The 18,209-nt window shown below is 67.7% G+C and carries 20 protein-coding genes and 3 pseudogenes; 10 read left to right on the top strand and 13 right to left on the bottom strand.

What is annotated here, in order from left to right; all coding sequences use genetic code 11:
• Positions 1-71: 71 nt before the first annotated feature.
• The 5 genes from fabF to ABTZ94_RS27730 all read right to left on the bottom strand — a co-directional run bounded on the left by fabF (position 72) and on the right by ABTZ94_RS27730 (position 4,943).
• Positions 72-1,334 (bottom strand): beta-ketoacyl-ACP synthase II, encoded by a 1,263-nt coding sequence (fabF, locus tag ABTZ94_RS27710; protein WP_351204560.1) that lies wholly within the window; start codon positions 1,332-1,334, stop codon positions 72-74.
• 77 nt (positions 1,335-1,411) lie between these two features.
• Positions 1,412-1,660, bottom strand: coding sequence for an acyl carrier protein (locus ABTZ94_RS27715; protein WP_123470715.1), 249 nt, complete (start codon positions 1,658-1,660; stop codon positions 1,412-1,414).
• Between the two features lie 64 nt (positions 1,661-1,724).
• On the bottom strand, positions 1,725-2,726 hold the full coding sequence (locus ABTZ94_RS27720; RefSeq protein WP_351204562.1) for a ketoacyl-ACP synthase III: 1,002 nt from the start codon (positions 2,724-2,726) through the stop codon (positions 1,725-1,727).
• Between the two features lie 13 nt (positions 2,727-2,739).
• Positions 2,740-3,654 carry an ACP S-malonyltransferase gene (locus tag ABTZ94_RS27725; RefSeq protein ID WP_351204564.1) on the bottom strand — a complete coding sequence of 305 codons (915 nt, stop codon included), beginning with the start codon at positions 3,652-3,654 and terminating at the stop codon, positions 2,740-2,742.
• An 89-nt stretch (positions 3,655-3,743) separates the two neighbouring features.
• Entirely contained in the window at positions 3,744-4,943 is a 1,200-nt protein-coding gene (locus ABTZ94_RS27730; protein WP_351204566.1) for a PucR family transcriptional regulator, read from the bottom strand.
• Between the two features lie 116 nt (positions 4,944-5,059).
• On the opposite strand from ABTZ94_RS27730, the gene ABTZ94_RS27735 reads away from it, so the two are divergent.
• Positions 5,060-5,716: a pirin family protein gene (locus ABTZ94_RS27735; RefSeq protein ID WP_351204568.1), complete on the top strand. Its 657-nt coding sequence runs from the start codon at positions 5,060-5,062 to the stop codon at positions 5,714-5,716.
• A gap of 25 nt (positions 5,717-5,741) precedes the next feature.
• Here the strand turns inward: ABTZ94_RS27735 and ABTZ94_RS27740 are convergent, their stop codons facing one another.
• On the bottom strand, positions 5,742-6,332 hold the full coding sequence (locus tag ABTZ94_RS27740; protein WP_351204570.1) for a GNAT family N-acetyltransferase: 591 nt from the start codon (positions 6,330-6,332) through the stop codon (positions 5,742-5,744).
• A gap of 265 nt (positions 6,333-6,597) precedes the next feature.
• Here ABTZ94_RS27740 and ABTZ94_RS27745 point away from each other — a divergent pair, with 265 nt between their 5' ends.
• Positions 6,598-7,551: a GNAT family N-acetyltransferase gene (locus ABTZ94_RS27745; protein WP_351204572.1), complete on the top strand. Its 954-nt coding sequence runs from the start codon at positions 6,598-6,600 to the stop codon at positions 7,549-7,551.
• A 26-nt stretch (positions 7,552-7,577) separates the two neighbouring features.
• Here ABTZ94_RS27745 and ABTZ94_RS27750 read toward each other — a convergent pair.
• The 3 genes and pseudogenes from ABTZ94_RS27750 to ABTZ94_RS27765 all read right to left on the bottom strand — a co-directional run.
• Positions 7,578-7,769 (bottom strand): annotated as a pseudogene (locus tag ABTZ94_RS27750) (hypothetical protein); the annotation flags it as partial.
• The gene (locus tag ABTZ94_RS27755; RefSeq protein ID WP_351204574.1) at positions 7,756-9,519 is read right to left on the bottom strand and encodes an immunity 49 family protein; all 1,764 of its coding nucleotides are present in this window, start codon (positions 9,517-9,519) and stop codon (positions 7,756-7,758) included. The pseudogene ABTZ94_RS27750 and the gene ABTZ94_RS27755, both read right to left, overlap by 14 nt.
• 333 nt (positions 9,520-9,852) lie before the next feature.
• Positions 9,853-10,119 (bottom strand): DUF397 domain-containing protein, encoded by a 267-nt coding sequence (locus ABTZ94_RS27765; RefSeq protein ID WP_351204576.1) that lies wholly within the window; start codon positions 10,117-10,119, stop codon positions 9,853-9,855.
• 455 nt (positions 10,120-10,574) lie between these two features.
• Between ABTZ94_RS27765 and ABTZ94_RS27770 the strand changes: the two genes are divergently transcribed.
• Together ABTZ94_RS27770 and ABTZ94_RS27775 are read left to right on the top strand one after the other, a co-directional pair.
• A complete protein-coding gene (locus ABTZ94_RS27770; RefSeq protein ID WP_351204578.1) occupies positions 10,575-10,946 on the top strand; it encodes a beta/gamma crystallin domain-containing protein in 372 nt (123 codons plus the stop codon).
• Positions 10,947-11,146: 200 nt separating this feature from the next.
• Positions 11,147-11,384, top strand: a pseudogene (locus tag ABTZ94_RS27775) (hypothetical protein); the annotation flags it as partial.
• A 46-nt stretch (positions 11,385-11,430) separates the two neighbouring features.
• Here ABTZ94_RS27775 and ABTZ94_RS27780 read toward each other — a convergent pair.
• Together ABTZ94_RS27780 and ABTZ94_RS27785 are read right to left on the bottom strand one after the other, a co-directional pair.
• Positions 11,431-11,697, bottom strand: a complete 267-nt coding sequence (locus tag ABTZ94_RS27780; RefSeq protein WP_351204580.1) for a DUF397 domain-containing protein — start codon at positions 11,695-11,697, stop codon at positions 11,431-11,433.
• On the bottom strand, positions 11,657-12,505 hold the full coding sequence (locus tag ABTZ94_RS27785) for a helix-turn-helix domain-containing protein (RefSeq protein WP_351204582.1): 849 nt from the start codon (positions 12,503-12,505) through the stop codon (positions 11,657-11,659). Before ABTZ94_RS27785 ends, ABTZ94_RS27780 begins: the two co-directional genes overlap by 41 nt.
• Positions 12,506-12,590: 85 nt before the next feature.
• Here ABTZ94_RS27785 and ABTZ94_RS27790 point away from each other — a divergent pair, with 85 nt between their 5' ends.
• Positions 12,591-13,079 (top strand): ATP-binding protein, encoded by a 489-nt coding sequence (locus tag ABTZ94_RS27790; RefSeq protein WP_351204584.1) that lies wholly within the window; start codon positions 12,591-12,593, stop codon positions 13,077-13,079.
• On the opposite strand, the gene ABTZ94_RS27795 is transcribed toward ABTZ94_RS27790, so the two are convergent.
• On the bottom strand, positions 13,039-13,860 hold the full coding sequence (locus ABTZ94_RS27795; protein WP_351204586.1) for a serine hydrolase domain-containing protein: 822 nt from the start codon (positions 13,858-13,860) through the stop codon (positions 13,039-13,041). The two genes, ABTZ94_RS27790 and ABTZ94_RS27795, sit on opposite strands and share 41 nt — an antisense overlap.
• Before the next feature lie 105 nt (positions 13,861-13,965).
• A pseudogene (locus ABTZ94_RS27800) lies at positions 13,966-14,448 on the bottom strand (IS5 family transposase); the annotation flags it as partial.
• Between the two features lie 666 nt (positions 14,449-15,114).
• Between ABTZ94_RS27800 and ABTZ94_RS27805 the strand changes: the two are divergent.
• From ABTZ94_RS27805 to ABTZ94_RS27820, 5 genes are all read left to right on the top strand, one after another.
• On the top strand, positions 15,115-15,381 hold the full coding sequence (locus ABTZ94_RS27805; RefSeq protein WP_351204590.1) for a hypothetical protein: 267 nt from the start codon (positions 15,115-15,117) through the stop codon (positions 15,379-15,381).
• Between the two features lie 66 nt (positions 15,382-15,447).
• On the top strand, positions 15,448-16,212 hold the full coding sequence (locus ABTZ94_RS27810) for an ABC transporter ATP-binding protein (RefSeq protein WP_351204592.1): 765 nt from the start codon (positions 15,448-15,450) through the stop codon (positions 16,210-16,212).
• A 53-nt stretch (positions 16,213-16,265) separates the two neighbouring features.
• Positions 16,266-17,063: an ABC transporter permease gene (locus tag ABTZ94_RS27815; protein ID WP_351204594.1), complete on the top strand. Its 798-nt coding sequence runs from the start codon at positions 16,266-16,268 to the stop codon at positions 17,061-17,063.
• Entirely contained in the window at positions 17,006-17,440 is a 435-nt protein-coding gene (locus tag ABTZ94_RS38000) for a hypothetical protein (RefSeq protein ID WP_502967317.1), read from the top strand. Before ABTZ94_RS27815 ends, ABTZ94_RS38000 begins: the two co-directional genes overlap by 58 nt.
• Positions 17,434-18,060, top strand: coding sequence for a hypothetical protein (locus tag ABTZ94_RS27820; protein WP_351204596.1), 627 nt, complete (start codon positions 17,434-17,436; stop codon positions 18,058-18,060). The genes ABTZ94_RS38000 and ABTZ94_RS27820 overlap by 7 nt, the downstream gene beginning before the upstream one ends.
• The last annotated feature ends 149 nt before the right edge of the window (positions 18,061-18,209 follow it).

Here is an 18,209-nt window from a genome sequence, read left to right on the forward strand (position 1 = left end):
CCGCACCGGACGAAGCCCGCCCCCCCACTCGGGGGAGGCGGGCTTCGGCGTACCGGGCCGCGGACCGCAGGTCAGACGCTGCGGAACGCCAGGACCACGTTGTGACCGCCGAACCCGAACGAGTTGTTGATCGCGGCGATCGGCCCCTGAGGCAGCGGCCGCGGCTCATCGCGCACGATGTCCGCCTCCACCGCCTCGTCGAGGTGCTCCACATTGATCGTCGGCGGAGCCATCCGGTGGTGCAGTGCCAGGACCGTCGCGACGGTCTCGACGCCGCCCGCGCCACCGAGGAGGTGACCGGTCATCGACTTCGTCGCGGAGATCGCGACATGGTCGAGGTCGTCGCCCAGAACCTTGCGCAGAGCCTTCAGCTCCGCGACATCGCCCTGCGGCGTCGACGTGGCGTGCGCGTTGAGGTGCACGACCTCGGACGGCTTGAGATCCGTCTGGTCCAGCAGGTTCTGCATCGCGGCGGCGATGCCACGACCGGTCGGCTCGGGCTGCGCGATGTGGTGGGCGTCCGCGGACAGCCCCTGGCCCAGCACCTCGCAGTAGACCTTGGCGCCACGCGCGGCGGCGTGCTCCGCGGACTCCAGGACGACGACCCCGGCACCCTCGCCGAGCACGAAGCCGTCACGGCCCGTGTCGTACGGACGCGACGCCTTCTGGGGCTCGTCGTTGTTCTTGGACATCGCCATCATGTTGGCGAACGCGGCGATCGGCAGCGGGTGGATCGCCGCCTCGGTGCCACCGGCGAGGACCACATCGGCACGGCCGGTGCGGATCATCTCGACGGCGTACCCGATCGCCTCGGCGCCCGAGGCACAGGCGGAGACCGGAGCGTGCACACCGGCCTGGGCGTTGACCTCCAGGCCGACGTTGGCGGCCGGGCCGTTGGGCATGAGCATGGGCACGGTGTGCGGGGAGACGCGGCGTACGCCCTTCTCCTTGAGCACGTCGTACTGGTCGAGCAGGGTGGTCACGCCGCCGATACCGGAGGCGATGACCGAGCCCAGCCGCTCGGGCTGGATCGTGTCGTCCTCACCGGCCTTGCCGGTGAAGCCGGCGTCCGCCCACGCCTCGCGGGCCGCGATCAGCGCGAACTGCGCCGAGCGGTCCAGCTTGCGGGCGAGCGGGCGGGGCAGGACATCGCCCGGGTCGACGGCCGCGAGTGCGGCGATGCGGACGGGCAATTCGGCGAAACGGTCGCCCTCGAGAGGCTTGACGCCGGAACGGCCGGCCATCAGACCTTCCCAGGTCGACGCCGAGTCGCCACCCAGCGGAGTGGTTGCGCCGATACCGGTGACGACCACGGTGCGATTGGTCGAGTTCACTGGAAAATCTTCTCCACGTGTAGAGGGTCGTGAATCAGCGGCGCCACCGCCGGGTGGCGACACAGGAGCCGGCCTGATCAGGCCTGGTGCTTGAGGATGTACTCGGCAGCGTCGCCGACCGTCTTGAGGTTCTTGACGTCCTCGTCGGGGATCTTGACGTCGAAGCGCTCCTCGGCGGCGACGACGACCTCGACCATGGACAGCGAGTCGACGTCCAGGTCGTCGGTGAAGGACTTGTCCAGCTGGACGTCCTCGACCGGGATACCGGCGATCTCGTTGACGATCTCGGCGAGACCGGTGACGATCTCTTCCTGAGTGGCGGCCATGTTGGCGCTCCTTCGGTGTTTATCTGCAGGGTTTGGACGTCCGGGCCGAAAAGGCCTGGTGTGCCTAGGGGAGGGTAACGACCGTCGCGGCGTAGACGAGACCCGCCCCGAAGCCGATGACGAGCGCGGTGTCGCCGCTCTTCGCCTGACCGGTCGCCAGAAGCCGCTCCATAGCGAGCGGAATCGAGGCGGCGGAGGTGTTGCCGGTGGTCTCCACGTCACGGGCGACCATGACGTTCTCCGGCAGCTTCAGGGTCTTCACCATCGAGTCGATGATCCGCATGTTGGCCTGGTGCGGAATGAAGACGTCCAGGTCTTCCGGAGCGATCCCGGCCGCGTCCAGCGCCTGCTGGGCGACCTTCGCCATCTCGAAGACGGCCCAGCGGAAGACCGCCTGGCCCTCCTGCGTGATGGCCGGGAACTTCTCCGGGCGCTCGGCGTGGAACTCGTCCCACGCCACGGTCTGCTTGATCGTCTCGGACTTGTCGCCCTCGGAGCCCCAGACGGTCGGGCCTATGGCCGGCACCTTGGAGGGGCCGACGACGACCGCGCCGGCGCCGTCGCCGAAGAGGAAGGCCGTCGCGCGGTCCTCCTTGTCGGTGAGATCGCTGAGCCGCTCCACGCCGATGACGAGAACGTACTCTGCCGAACCTTCGACGATCATGCCCTTGGCGAGGGTCAGTCCGTAGCCGAAGCCCGCGCAGCCGGCCGAGATGTCGAAGGCGGCGGGCTTGCCGGCGCCGACCTTGTGGGCGATCTCGGTCGCGATGGCCGGGGTCTGCTTGAAGTGCGAGACGGTGGAGACGATCACGGCGCCGATCTGCTCGGGCCTTATCCCGGCGTCCGCGATGGCCTTCCCGGACGCCTCCACGGACATCGCGGCCACGGTCTCCTCCTCGGAGGCCCAGTGGCGGGTGGCGATGCCGGAGCGCGAGCGGATCCACTCGTCGGACGAGTCGATCGTCTCGAGGATCACCTCGTTGGGCACGACGCGGGTCGGACGGTAGCCACCGACACCCATGATGCGTGCGTACGGGGCGCCCTGACTGGGCTTGATCTTCGACATGCTCTCGGGCTCCTTAGGCGCCTGTGTGCTCGGTGATGAGCGCACGGGCCGCGTCGAGGTCGTCGGGGGTCTTGAGCGCGAGGGTCTGCACACCGGGCAGCGCGCGCTTGGCGAGACCCGTGAGGGTGCCGCCGGGGCATGCCTCGATGAGAGCCGTGACGCCCATCTCCTTGAAGGTCTCCATGCACAGGTCCCAGCGGACCGGGCTGGCCACCTGGCCGACCAGCCGCGAGATGACCTCGTCGCCGAGGGCAACGGGCTTCCCGTCGGCGTTCGAGACATATGTCACGGTTGGGTCGGCGATCTTCAGCGCCAGGGCGGCCTCGCGCAGCCGGTCGACAGCGGGCGCCATGTGGTGCGTGTGGAAGGCGCCGGCGACCTTGAGGGGCACCACGCGGCGCACGCCCTCGGGCTTGTCCTCGATCAGCTCGGCGATCTGCGCGGCGGTGCCGGCGGCGACGACCTGGCCGCCCCCGTTGACGTTCGCCGGGGTCAGTCCGAGCTTCTCCAGGTGAGGGACCGTCACCTCGGGGTCGCCGCCGAGCAGCGCCGCCATACCGGTCTCGGTGATCGCGGCAGCGTCGGCCATGGCGAGCCCGCGGGTGCGTACGAGGCGCAGCGCGGCCTCCTCGTCGATGACTCCGGCGAGGGTGGCTGCAGTGATCTCCCCAACGCTGTGACCTGCGACGATGTCGGGCGACGCGTCGAGCGCGGCGGCGGACAGCAGACCGGCGGCGACCAGCAGCGGCTGCGCCACCGCGGTGTCACGGATCTCGTCCGCGTCGGCCTTGGTGCCGTAGTGGGCGAGGTCGAGCCCGATGGCGTCGGACCAGGCCGCGATGCGGTCGGAGGCACCGGGGAGGTCGAGCCAGGGAGTCAGGAAGCCGGGCGTCTGAGCGCCTTGGCCGGGAGCGACGAGTACGAGCACCCTCACACTCTCTCTTGTGAACGGTCCGGAACACCCGTGGGGACAGGGACGAAGAACCGTATGGGGAATTGTTGATGTCCGACAAAAGTCTAGGACTGGGGATCTCTGGCGGCCAAGCGCCCCAGGATCAGGGCGATTCGGAGTGTGAACGCCGAGCGGACATCGGAAGGCGACCATCCGGTGACGTCAGTCACACGTCGGAGCCGGTAGCGCACGGTGTTGGGGTGGACGTAGAGCATCCTGGCCGCACCCTCCAGGCTGCTCGCCTGTTCCAGATACACACTCAACGTCTCCAGGAGTGCAGAACCCGCTTCTTCCAGCGGTCTGTAGATCTCCTCCACCAATTGGTCCCGTGCGGCAGGGTCGCCCGCCATCGCGCGCTCCGGCAGCAGATCGTCGGCCAGCACCGGTCGCGGGGCGTCCTGCCAGGCGCCGCACGCCTTGAGTCCGGCGGCCGCCGCCTGTGCGGACCGGGTGGCCGCCAGCAGGTCGGGCACTACGGGCCCGGCGACGACGGGACCCGCCGCGTACGGGCCGATCAGCGCCTTGGCGACATGCAGCGGGTTGTCGCTGCCGCCCGCGATGACGACCAGCCGGTTGCCGAGCACGCCGGTCAGGACCTGGAGCTTCGCGTGCCGGGCGGCCCGCCGGATCGCCTCCACGGTCAGTTCGCTGTCGCCGTCCGGGGCCGTACCGAGCACCACACAGACATGTTCGGGGGAGTTCCAGCCGAGCGCGGCGGCCCGGGACACGGCACCCTCGTCGGCCTCACCGGACAGCACGGCGTTCACCACGAGCGATTCCAGCCGGGCGTCCCAGGCGCCGCGGGCCTCGGCGGCCTGCGCGTACACCTGGGCGGTCGCGAAGGCGATCTCCCGCGCGTAGACGAGCAGCGCCTCGCGCAGCACCGACTCGTCGCCGGGCGCGGCGACCTCCTCGATCGCGGCCTCCATGACCTCGATCGTCGTACGCACCATCTCTACGGTCTGCCGCAGTGTGATCGCCCGGGTCAGCTCACGCGGAGCCGTGCCGAACACATCGGTGGAGATGGCCTGCGGCGTCTCCGGATGCCGGAACCACTCGGTGAACGCCGCGATTCCGGCCTGGGCCACCAGGCCGATCCAGGACCGGTTCTCCGGTGGCATCGCCCGGTACCACGGCAGCGACTCGTCCATGCGGGCGATCGCGTTGGCGGCCAGTCGGCCGGAGGACTGCTCCAGGCGTTTCAGGGTCGCGGCATGCAGGTGGGCGGCGTTCGCAGCGGGCTGCTCAGGATCGGGTCGGGGCACGGACACAAGACTGCCTTATAGGACCACGTGCACGGGGGGCCGGGGCGACCGCGGGTCGTACTGCCGAGTAGCGACAAGGCGATCGCAGGGGTTCCGCGCCGGGCTACCGTGGGCAGGTGATTTCCGTACACCGTGCCGAAGACCGCTTCATGGGCGGGGACCGGGCCGCCGGCATCCTGTCCCGGCACGCCTTCTCGTTCGGCAGCTTCTACGATCCGGACAATCTGCGCTTCGGCGCGATCCTGGCCTGTAACTCGGAACGGCTGGCGCCCGGCGCGGGCTTCGACGAACACCCGCACAGCAACACGGAGATCGTCACCTGGGTCGTCGAGGGCGAGCTGACCCACCGCGATTCGACCGGCCACGCCACGGTCGTACGGGCCGGGGACCTTCAGCACCTCAGGGCGGCGGCAGGGGTGCGCCACGTCGAGCGCAACGACGGTGACGGGCCGCTGACGTTCATTCAGATGTGGCTGGCCCCGCTCGAACCGGGCGGCGACCCCTCGTACGCGATCGTTCCCGGCATCGCCGACTCCACCCCGTACGCCCTCCCTGCGGCCGGTGCGATGCTGCACGTCCGCAGACTCGCCGAGGGAGAACGCACGGCGGTGCCGGACGCGGCGCGGGTGTATGTGCATGTGGTGGCCGGGGGTGTGCGGCTCGGCGACGAGGAGCTGGAGCCGGGCGACTCGATGCGGATCACCGGGGAGCAAGGGCTGGAACTGGTGGCGGCCGGGACGGCCGAGGTGCTGATCTGGGAGCTGTCGGCCTGAGCTGTGGCCCCGCCCCCGATCCGGGCTACCAGCCCGTCTCCCCGCGCCACATCGACCACATCGGCGGCCCCGCTCGAAACGTCATCTCCTCGTGCACCGTGAAGCCGTGCCGCCGGTAGAAGGTCAGATTGCGGCGGTTGCTCGACTCCAGGAACACCGGCCGCCCGTCGGCGTCCGCCTGCTTCAGCAGCCCACCGAGCACCTGCGATCCGCGCCCCGTGCCGCGCGCGTCCGCGTGGGTGCCGATGTACTCGACGTACCAGTGCGCGGGGTCGGCCGGGTGGCGGTGCTCCAGCGCGAGCAACCGCATTCCGGTCCTGGGCAGCTGGGCCCGCCCCGCCCGCAGCAGTGTGCCCGCGTTGCGCAGCAGATAGCTCACCGGCAGCTTCCACTTCCCGGGCTCCGCCCACACAGCCGCCACTGTGCGCTCCGGGTCGGTCCACACTCGGCCCGCCGGGACCTGCTGCGCCAGATGCGCGGCGAACAGCAGTCGCAGCCGCCGGTCCCGGTCGCGCGGCATCAGCCAGGACCAGACGGGGTCCTCGGCGTAGGCACTGGCGAGCACGGAAGCGAGCACCGGGACGTCGGAGGCGGCAGCGCGGACTATGTCGGCCATGGCCGAGGAGAGTAGCGGTTCCTCAGCGCTCGGGTTCCGCGAATACCGCCAGTGCCGTAGCAGGCAACGTTCGCCCTGTAGGTCGTGACGCGCGTCGGTCGATGTCCGCAGTCGGCCGGCGTAATCGAGGGACATGGCTGCCCGGCCTGCCATCGGCTCCCCTGCCACGACGATGCGCTTCGCGCGTTGTGCTGTTGACTGCCGCGATCGGCTGCCCCGGGAAACGGTTCGACGGCTTTGCGGGGTCCTGACACAGTGGCGCACTATGGCGACCTTCGAGCTTGTGACCGCCGCGGACGTGCAGCTCATGCAGGGTCTGGCGCAGCGTGTCACCGCCACCCGCCCGGACCTGGCGAACAGCGACGCGACCTTCGGCGAGCTGGCCTGGAACTGGGGCAGGGGGCACGCCGACGACGGCGCAAGCTGGCGGCGTCGGCTGTGGTTCTCCGGCGGGGATCTGGTGGCGTGGGGCTGGGCGCATCTTCCGCACCAGGTGAGGCGGAGCGACGGGTCGGTGAAGGACGTCACCGGCGCCTATCTGGCGTATCAGGTCCATCCCGACCACGCCGGGCTGGTTGACGAGGTGATCGACTGGTACGACGGTACGGCGGCGGACATCGAGCGTACGGTGATGCCGAGCGCCGCCGATGAGTTCGCCCTGAAGCGATGGGCGGCGCACGGCTATGAGACTGACCCGGCCTCGCTCGGCGACGCAGGGTCCTGGACCCAGCTCAACGAGCGGGACCTCACCGACGTGGAACAGCCGGTACTACCAGACGGATTCCGGTTCCGCACCGCCGACGAGGCCGGGCCGAAGGCCGCGGTCCAGGCCCATCTGGATGCCTGGGCTCCCTCGGCGTACACGGCCGAGGACTACCAGGGCGTCCGGCAGACGGCGGGGTATCGCGGCGACCTGCACATCCTGGTGGAGGCGCCGGACGGAACGATGGCATCCTCGACGATCATGTGGCTCGACGAAGCGAACAGGACCGCTGAGTTCGAGCCGGTCGGGACGCATCCGCGCTACCGGCGTCTGGGGCTGGGAAGGGCGATGCTTCTGCACGGGATGCATCTGGCGCGGGTGGCCGGGGCCACTCATATGACGGTCGCCTGCCTGGGTGCGCCGGGGCATCCCCAGGCGCGCGGGCTGTACTGCAGCGTCGGGTTCCGGGAGTTCACGCGGGACGCGCCGCTCATCAAAACCAAGACCGCGGGCTGAGGACTGGTCGTTCGGGTAGTCGCTGGTCAGGCCACGTTGGCTCGGGCGACGACCTGACGTGGGCGGGTGTCGTCGGCGTGGCGGTTTCGCCAGATGATGTAGCGGCGGATCATGCTGCCTTGCTCTTTGTGGCTGCGGTGGTCGGTGCCGTCCAGGGCGAAGTAGCGCAACGCGGCGAACTGGGCTTCGAGGCGATTCAGCCTTCTAGAAGGGTTCGGCCGCCCGGAGCAGCCGCTGGGGCAAGTAGGGGGATTTGACCTGAATGTTCCAGCCTCTGCGGCGGGCGTGGCAGGCCAGGGCCAGGGCGCCGAGGTCGATTCTGGCGTCGGGGCCGTCGGCGCGGTCGGCGACCCGGTAGTAGTCGCGGTGGGCTTCGAGGGCGTCGGCCAAGGCCAGGTTGAAGCTCTCCTCGTCTCCCTCCACAAGCTGAGACAGGAGGGCCGCCGGTGGGGGGAAGAACCCCCAGTCCTTGGCCCTGTCGACGTCCCACAGGGCCCGTTCCGTCGCCGGCTGCGGGTCCGCGCCCTTCAGATAGTCGTGGAGGGCATTGCCGTACGACGCGAACGCAGAGCGGTCCTCGGCGGTGAAGGCGGGGCCGGTGAGGACCAGGGGAGCGAGGTCTTCGCGTACGCCGGTGATCAGGGCGAAGGCGGTGGCGGTCTGCCAGTTGCCCGCGCCCGCGTCCTTGCCACGGGAGGCCGGGTAGCCGAGCGTACGGCCGTCGATCGTCACCTGGGCCTCGGTGCCCGGCTCGGCGAGGGCGATGCGGAACAGGGCCGCACCCAGCTGGGAGGCCAGGCGAAGGTTCTTGAGCTGTGCGTCCGTGACGTCGCCGGAGTCCGAGGCGCGCCACTTGAAGAGGAGCTCCTGGTAGCGCAGGGCGCTCCCGAGCCGCCATACGGCGAGGGGCTGCCCGTCCACCGGGGTGAAGGCCTCCCTGGTGTACTGGTCGATCAGGGCCTCGCTCTCCGGGTTCACGGCCCGTTCGAGGGCCGGCCGTCCGACCTCCAGCGGCCCGGCGGCCAGCGCGGCGACCGCGTTCGGGCGCCGGTTGCGGCCGAAGCCTTCGACGCGCGGGCCGCGGGTCTCGAAGCCGGTGACCAGCGCGCGCGGAAGGTAGTCAGTCTCGAGGGCCGGTGCCCAGCTCAGGGTCCGGTACGCGAGCGCGGCCAGGGCGAGCGCCTGGAGCGGCAGGAGGCTGCTTGGCGAGGCGCCCGGGCCGGGCAGGGTGCTGTACGGCAGCAGGAGGGCGGTCAGCCCGGAGTCGAAGCCCACCCGGTCCTCGGCGGCCAGAGCGCGCAGGGTCTTGAGCGCCACGCTGTCCGGCCGGTCGAGGAGGCTTTCGCCCGTCTCCTCCTCCCGGCTGCGGATGCGGGCCAGCGCGGCGTCGACGGCGGCGAGCTTCTGCTGGGGGCTCGGGGGGTACTCCGCGTCGTCGTCTCCCGTGTCGTCGATGACCTGTGCCATGAGGCCTTTGATGAGCTCGACGGCGGGCGTTCCGTCCGCGATGGCGCCGAACTTCCGGCGGGCGAAGTGGAAGGCCTCTCCGTGCCACTTGGCCTTGTCCGAGAGAATGGCGAGACAGAATGCGTCGATCCATTCGCCCGGGGTGACGCTCTCCTCGGCAGCCTCCTCCTCTCCGGCGTCGTAACCCATGCCGAAGTTCACGTAGTTGAGCGTGATGAAGAAGGAGCAGTGCGGGAAGTACGCTGCGAACGCCACCGCGCCGGCCGCGGCCTCGGTGGCGTCCTTGAGGGCGGCCTTGGCCTCCGGGGTGTCGAGATCGGGCGTCTCGACGGAGAGGGCGCCCAGGTAGTCGAGAAACTCCTCGGCGATCGACGTCCACTCGTACGTGGCCATTCGGCCAGCCTTCGACATCGACCGGACCTGTCCCCCGATCCGGTTCGCGAAGTCCTCGCGCGCTGCCGAAACCACTGCCCCGCCCACCTGGTGACGCTCTATCCGCACTTCGCTGCTCCTTGACCACTGGCCTGGTGGCCAGCCTAGGCGCCGGGTCTGACACGCTGCGGGTGCGGCCGACCGCAGGCCCCGAAGGGCGCGGGCACCCGCATAGGCCGGGCCGGCCTGCGACGGTCGGGCTTCGACCGCGAGGTCTACCGCCGACGCAGCACCGTCGAGCGCTGCTTCAACACCCTCAAACACTTCCGCGGGAATGCGGCCAGGTACGACAAGACCGCCACCTCCTACGAAGCAGCGGTCAGCTTGGCGTCGTTCCTAATCTGGGCAAGACCTGTTTGAAGACGGACCCTGGAGGCCGCGACGACCACTGGCGGCTGTGGTTCAGCGGAGCCCGTCCACGAAGGTCTGCCAGGCGTCGACTCCGACGATCAGGGCCGGGCCGTCTGGGTTCTTGCTGTCACGGACGGGTACGGCGCGGGGGAGGCCGTCGGCCACCTCGACGCAGTCGCCGCCGTTGGTGCCGCTGTAACTGGACTTGCGCCATGTCGCACCGCCGATGGTGGTGCACTCGACGCACTCACCGCCGGTACTTCCGCTGTACGTCGATTTCCGCCACTGTGCTCCGGTCAGGCCGTGACTGGTCCGCATAGCGATCCTCCAACGCGCGAATGATCAGGGTGCCCCTGGTCGTGACTCTTCGTACGGAAGATTTCGGTTGCTCCCCAGCCACAATAGGGCGGACGCCTCCGTCGCTTACCGATCGTTTCAGGACGAGACTTGAAAATGCCTCAAGCAGTTGGCGTCACGGGCCAGAACCGACCTCCCAGCGGTGCTGTCGTAGGCGGGAGGTGCGGGAACGAAGGGCGGAACTGGGCACGTCAATACCAGCCAGGTGAACAAATAGTCGAAAACTCTGTGGTAATGGTTCTCTTGATCGAAATTTCATTTTTTAGAGGACTCGCTACGGTGCCACGGACTGGCAAGATTCGACCGAAGGGTGGAAAGAGGTCATTGGTATACGAAATTGACTGAGAGGCGCGCTCCCGGGTGGCCGCTGCACGTGCGAGAGTAGGGGCTTCTGAACCGTAGGAGAAAGGGAAGAAATGAAGCTGCCCGTGCGTCGTTTCGTCGGTGTCGCTGTCGCCTCTGTGGCTGCACTGGTCGCCACGGCTGTTCCCGTCGCGGCCGCGTCTCCCTCGGGCGTCGGCGCCTTGATCAACCGTACGTCCTGTGATGAGCGTGGCTACCTGGCGATCCACAATAACGACGGCCGTGACACGCTCTGTTTCGCCAACGCCGGATCCATGCCCGTCGCCATTTTCGGCGTCAAATGGGTCGAATCGGGGAACAACGTCGTGACCCTCCAGTACCAGAAGGATAAGAACAACCAGAAGCTCGACACCGTCACCATCCCAAAGTGGCAGGCGTGGAAGCCCGGCCACGTCCACAAGATCATTTCGATCCGAATTCACTGAGTTCGCCGAGGTCGAAGTCCGCTGAAATAGGGGACGCCCTGCGGGGCGTCCCCTTCTTCTTTTGTGGTGCTTATTCGAATCGATGCCGTGTGTGAATCCTGTCTGGCTCTCCATGTCAGGCCGCGTCGATAGCTGATCATTTTAGAATGATTTCGGTGAGAGCTTGGCTGTGGGTGAGGCGGTGGAATAAATCTGCGGGCCCCAAGATCGCCCGCAAGGGCATCGCCCACGGCTCCGGCCTGGAAAAGACCGCTGGGTCGTCGAGCGGGCTTCGTCTGACTCCACCGATTCAAACGGCTGCGGACCCGCTACGAGATAAGCGCCGACCTCCACCTCGGTCTGCCCCAATTCGCCTGCGACCTCATCTGCTTGAGGCGGCTTCAAGCCTCGTTTCGAAATGATCAGTCACTGCTGCGCGAGAAAGGGGGGCTCGGGTGACCACTGATCACCCGAGCCCCCCTTCCGTCGCGCGCTTGCGATGTGGTCAGCGGAGGCTGTCGACGAAGTGCCGCCAGGCAGCAGCCCCGATGGTGAGGACGGGCCCGTCGGGGTTCTTGCTGTCGCGGACGGGTACGGCGCAGGGGAGGCCGTCGGTCACCTCGACGCAGTCGCCGCCGGTGTTTCCGCTGTAACTGGACTTGCGCCAGGCTGCGCCGCCGGTGACGGTGCACTCGACGCAGTCACCGCCGGTGCTTCCGCTGTAGCTGGACTTACGCCACCGCGCGTTCTTCAGGTCGGGACCGGTCTCCATAACGCTCCTCCATCACGCGGGTGATCAGTGCCGCCGAGTCCTCGACGGAGAGGGCTGCGGCCTGCAAGTGAGCGTAGCGGAGCGAGGCTTCCCTGACGGTGTCGGGGTTGGCGGTCATATGCCCGGAAACGATGTCCTCCGTGTAGACGATGTCGGGGTCGTCGTCGAAGCGCAGGAGGTTGAACGACCCGTCCAGGCTGGCGTGTTCACCGGCCGCGAAGGGCAGCACCTGAATTCGCATCCAGCGGTGGTCGGTGAAGTCCAACAACCGCTGGAGTTGCTTCCGCATGACCTCGCGGCCACCGATCGGCCGGTGTAACGCGGCTTCGTCGAGGACGGCCCAGGCGAGCGGGGGCCGTTCCCGCTCCAGGATGCGCTGGCGCTCCATCCTGGCCGCCACCAGGCTTTCGAGGTCGTCCGGCATGCCGGTGGCCAGTACGGCCCGCGCGTACTCCTCCGTCTGTAACAGTCCGTACACCAACTGCGCCTGGTACGTGGAGATATATGCGGCGCACGACTCCATCTCGGCGTACGGCTGGAACCAGGTCGGCAGTTGGCTGCGCAGGACCAGGCCGATCAGCCGCGAGAACACCCCGTCCGTACCGAGTGCCGCGTCCAGCCGCTCGGAGAAGTCGCGGGTGGGGATCTTCTTCGTCGTCTCGATCTGGCCGATCAGTGAGCCCGTGCAGAAGATGATGTCGCCGAGCTGGCCCTGCTTGAGGTTGCTGGCCTCTCTCTGGCGGCGGAGCTCCCAGCCGTAATAGTCCAACGGGGAAGCGCTGGGGTCGAGTGTCTGGATGTTGGCCACGGCGGGGCACCTCCGGCGTTCAACGCCTCGCGGCGTTCGTTTCCGTACGTAGCCGAGCGTAATCACGTCGCTGCACTCTGGTGACATGAGTCACGTAATTGATCCGCAGGCCGGTGACATTGAGGCGACCTACCGCGCCGACTTCGCGATGGGTGAGCACTCGGCCGGGCATCTGCGCCGCATCCTGCGGCTCTACCTCACCGGCTGGGGTCTCCTCGACGTGGCCGACGCGGCCGAGCTGGCGCTCACGGAACTGATCGCCAATGTCGTACGGCACGTCCCCGGCCGTCGCTGCCAGACGCTCATCTTCCTGCTCCCGGCAGGAGGCGTGCGCGTTGAGGTCGCGGACGGCTGTCCGGAACTGCCCCGCGTGGTCGCGGGCGATGCCCTCGACGACGGAGGGCGAGGGCTGATGCTCGTCGACGCCGTCACCGACCGCTGGGGCGCGGAACCGCGCCGCGACGGCTGTGGCAAGACGGTGTGGTTCGAGTGCCTGGCCACGAAGTCGGCGGACCGGCCGGGGGAGACGTGGCTCAGTGGCCGGAGCGGAGCTCCGCGAGTACCGCGTCCGTGAACGCCGGCCACGCCTCCACCGCCCACGGTCCGAAGGCCCGGTCGGTCAGCGCGACGCAGGCCGCACCCGCGACCGGGTCGATCCACAGGAACGTCCCGGACTGGCCGAAGTGCCCGAAGGTCGCCGGAGACGACGAAACGCCCGTCCAGTGCGGCGACTTGTGGTCCCGTATCTCGAAGCCGAGCCCCCAGTCGTTGGGGTTCTGGTGGCCGTAGCCCGGCAGCACACCCTTCAGGCCGGGGTGCACGACGGTCTGCGCGGCCAGCACCGTACGCGGGTCGAGCAGCCGCGGCGCCTGCACCTCCGCCGCGAACCGCACGAGATCGTCGACGGTCGAGACACCGTCCTTGGCGGGCGAGCCGTCCACCGTGGTCGCCGTCATCCCCAGCGGCTCCAGCACCGCCTGGCGCACATACTCCGGGAACGGGATGTCGGTGGCCTTGGCGATGTGGTCGCCGAGCACCTCGAAGCCCGCGTTGGAGTAGAGCCGCCGGGTGCCCGGAGCGGCCGTCACCCGGTGCTCGTCGAAGGCGAGCCCACTGGTGTGCGCGAGCAGATGCCGGACGGTGGAACCCTCGGGCCCGGCCGGCTCGTCGAGCTCGACCGCGCCCTCCTCGTACGCCACGAGCGCCGCATAGGCCGCGATCGGCTTGGTGACGGAGGCGAGCGGGAAACGGTGCGCGGTCGGGCCGTGCGTACCGACGACGGTGCCGTCCGCTCGCACGACGGCCGCTGCCGCGGTGGGGACGGGCCAGTTGTCGATCATCGCCAGGCTGTGCATGCGTACGAGCGTAACGGGCATCTCCGGCGCGCCGACGGCCGGTGAGGTCGAGCGACGGACAGCCGGTCTGCCTTCCGTCGGCAGCTACAGTAGCCGTTTTTTGGATCAACGGGCGGACCAAAGGAAGATGCCTGCGACGTGGAGTCCTGCCAGGTAGACAATCGCGGTCTTCTCGTAGCGGGTGGCAAGTCCCCGCCACCGCTTCAAGTGGTTGATGCAGCGTTCGACGGTTTTGCGTTGCCTATATGTCTCGCGGTCGAAGGCGGGTGTGGTCTGCACCCTGGCTGCCTCGGCGTAGGCGATGGCCTCGCTGGTCTGCTGGGACGGGATCACTGCCCTGATGCCGCGCTGGCGTAGGTGCTCGCGGATGGCGCGTGAGTAGTACGCCTTGTCCGCCAGGACCACGGACGGCCTGGTGCGGGGACGTCCGCGTCGGCGTGGGACGCGCAGACGGGTCATGACCTCGGTGAACGCTGGCGCGTCACCAGCTTGGCCGGTGGTGAGAAAGAACGCGAGGGGACGGCAGTTGCCGTCTGCGGCAAGGTGAATCTTCGTAGTCAGCCCGCCGCGGGACCGGCCGACGCGCGCGCGTGGCGCTGCGGCGCAAATCGGCGTGGTCCTTGACGAGTGCGGCGGCAACAGGACGCTCTTCGGCTGGAGCCCTGACGGCGGCTGAAGCGGTGCATCACTTTGGGGCGCCGCAATTGGCGGCCGAAGGTGAGCAATGGCAACCCCTGCAGCGAGGCGAACCTCAAAATGAGTAAGTAATACGGTGAGTGCCCCGACGTGCTCGGCTCCCTCGCCCAAGGGGCATTTCGATATCCCCGACGGGTGCACGACGACAGCTACGGCAGCTTTCTACGTTGCAAGAATACCCGGATGTGTACCAGTATGCGGCGCCTCTTCGCCTTGTGATGCAGCGCAAGATAACGGTCACGCAATGGTCAAAATGCTTTAAATCATCTTATTTGACTTCATGATTTCCATCATGAGGGATCGATTCCGGACACTTGCGACTTCCGGTTCGGACGATACGGGACTTAGGGGTGCTTTGCGGTGTGGATCTTTTGCGCACATTCGGCAACAGTTGGTAGATGCATGACTGGATTCCAGACAAGATCTCGGATCCGTGACCTCGGAACCCTGTGCGTGACATACATTCATTCCGGTGCCGGGAATGGACCGGTGCTTAGCCCCTCGGGGGCTTTCTGCACGGAATTCTGAATGCGTAAGAGAGCTGCAACCATAGGTGCCGTGCTGGCCGGCGCAACCCTGCTGTTCGGGGCAACACCCGCTTCGGCCGGTGAGACCGGCGCCGAGGCTCTGTCCTGCAAGACCAGTGCTGGCAGCACTGGTGGCTGGGCCGAGTGCACCGGATCCGGCAAGTGGCGCGCCAAGGCCGTGTGCGACTTCGAGTCGGACAAGTATTCGGAGCGTGTCGACCAGAAGAGCGGCACGGTCCGGGTCTATGTGCCGGACTGCACCTTCAACATCGAGAGGGTTGTCGTCGAGCTCCTCTGACGCTGCCTGAATGACCGCGCTGGGGCGTAGTGCAAGTACGCCCCAGCGCTATCTCTAGGATCGCACATGCCACTGATCGAAGTGAATGCCCTCCACCAGGGGTACAAGCGTAAACCAGTTGTTCGTGGGCTTGACCTCGAACTTGACGTCGGCGCCTTCGGCCTCCTTGGCCCCAACGGCGCGGGGAAGAGCACGCTCCTGCGGAGTCTGGCCACGATAAATCGGCCTACCTCGGGGAGTGTTCGCGTGTTCGGCCATGAGGTCACCACGGCGAAGCAGCTCCGGGCGGCCCGGCGCGAAATCGGGTTTCTTCCGCAGAGTTTCGCCTACCCCGCAGATTTCACAGTGACCGACTTCGTGAGGCATTGTGCGTGGTTGCGTGAGATCCCCCGGAATCGTATTCCGAAAGAGGCTGCGGAAGCGATCGAACGGGTAGAGCTTGGCGACCAGGCCGGCACGCCGCTACGGAGGCTCTCCGGTGGCATGTTGCGTCGAGCGGGCATTGCCCAGGCGATCGCCGGACGACCACGACTGGTAATCCTCGACGAGCCAACCACGGGGCTTGACCCGCACCAGAGAGTCAGGTTTAGGGAGCTCATCCGGGACCTGGCCCACGAGAGCTGCGTTCTGCTCAGCACCCACCTTGTCGAAGATGTCGCCCACACCTGCTCGCAGATCGGTGTTCTGTACGAGGGCACCCTGCGTTTCATGGGTGCGCCCGCCGAACTGGAAAGGTCGGCTACCGCCGACGCTCCCGGGGACACCCCATTGGAACGGGGCTACGCATCGGCCCTGAGTCGCCAGGCTCCACAGGGGGCCAGCACTCCATGACCGGGCTCTTTGTTGAACTCCGCCGCACTCCCATGCGTTGGGCGGCGCCGCCTTTGCTCATCGCCGCCGCTGCCATGGTTTTTTTCGTCGGCGCGGACTGGCGGGGCTCCTGGCCGGAGACCTCCGCCGCAGCCACCCGCGCAGCGATACCTCTGATGGTGGCCGCCGTCGGTATGGCGGCGCACCGGGCCTCTCAGATCCGCCGCAGCGGCTCGGACGTACTTCTCGCTGCGCGCCCCCTGTATCAGGTGGAACTGACACGTCTGACCGCTGACGCCGTATGGCTCGGCGCCGTATATCTCGTCTGTACTGCATTCACATGCATTGTCACGGTCGGGGCGCCCGGCCGGCCCTGGCCCGGGTACGCACTTTTCGGGCTCTCTGGAGTGGTATTCGCGCTGGCACTCGGATACTTCGTCGGGCAAGTGCTGCCCAGCCGTTTCACCGGAGCGATTGCGGCTGTCGGGGGGTTCATGCTCTTCAGTCTCGTGTTCAGCTCGCAGTCCTCCCCGCTCGCCAATGTCGTCTTCTACCACGCCATCGATGTGCGTCTGTCGGATACGCATCTGGCGTGGCGACTCGCGGTCACTGTGCTCGCTGTTGCGGCTATGTGCACCGTGAGTTCGCTGAAGAGCCGGGACCGGTCCATGAAAGGGGCGGCGAGTGCCGGCGGGCTCTTCTCCGTTGCCACGCTGATCTGCATCGCCGCCATGCCTGGTAACGACAGTGACCTCCTGGAGACCGTCAGGCGGAGAAACCTGTGTGCGCGCCAGGCGGGGGAGGCAGTGTGTGCGTGTGGCCCGAACACGCGAAACGACTCCCCGAGGCAGTCGACGCGGCGGAGAAAGTAGCTGCGGCTGCGAAGGGTGTTCTGCCCGCCCCGAAGCGCTACGCGGAACAGGGATTGGAACGGAACGGCTCGGGCGGCTTCACGCTGGACCACGGTCCAAAAGATCTCCTGCATACCGCTCTTCTGGAGCTGACATCCCCGCACAAGATCTGGTGCGAAGGTAAGACGGAGGCCGAGACGGAACGGAAGATGTACGCAGGACTCCAACTGGAGGGATGGCTGGAGGCGCGAGCCGCGGGCTCCCGCACCTTGCCCGCGTACGAGTACTCGGGGGACACGGGATGGCAGTCCGACGTACGTCGCGTCCTGAGCCTGCCAAGCGCTGATCAAGTAGCCCCGGCGAAGCAGTGGGCTCGTGAGATGCAGGCGCCATGCTGACCGGCGATCGTGGCTTCTCGCCACTGAGCAGCCACTTCCGATCGCACCACAGCGCGCGCTCCCTGGCTTTCATGGTGGGCTGCACCGCGGCGCTCATGTGGTGGGGCGGTCAGGCTGTCCTCTTTCCCAACGTGAGCGGGGACAGGCCCATCCCCGCATCAGGCGCTGCCTTCATGCCGTTGCTGCTGGCGATCGGAGTGCTCGTTTCGACCATCGACGGCATGGCCGACTTCTCGCAGGCCGCGGCCCTGCCTCGCCGTCGTGTGCTTGCGTGGCACCTGACCGTGGCGTTCGGAATCGCCGTGCTCCTGGCAGGTGTCGCACTCATCCTGTCCGGCGATCTGGATGCCCTCCCACTGGCCTTCAGGAATATGGTGGGTTTCACTGGCTTGGCTGCTGTCTCTGCTGCCCTGTTGGGTTTCAGGCTCTCTTGGCTGCTTCCCGTAGCGCAGACAGTCCCAGCCTTCCTTCTGGGTGCACCAGGGGCCAAGGGCACTAGGGCGCAGTGGTGGGAATGGCCACGGGCCGGCACCGAGAGCGGAACGTCGTGGGCGGTGGCGATGGGGCTGATGACAGTGGGAATCTTCCTTGTGCTCCTGCGGGCTGACCGCAGAAGCTGACGCGCTCTGAGTTGAGCGGTGGACCACCGCAGATCGGAGGTCCCGTCTCCGGACGCCCCTTCCATGTCACCGAGCAGCAGATCAACGATGTCGCGAAGAACCTCAGCGACACCATCGGCACCAACACCGAGCAGATCACCTCCGCCGGA

This window comes from Streptomyces sp. NPDC002785 (assembly GCF_040295565.1).
GTDB lineage: Bacteria > Actinomycetota > Actinomycetes > Streptomycetales > Streptomycetaceae > Streptomyces.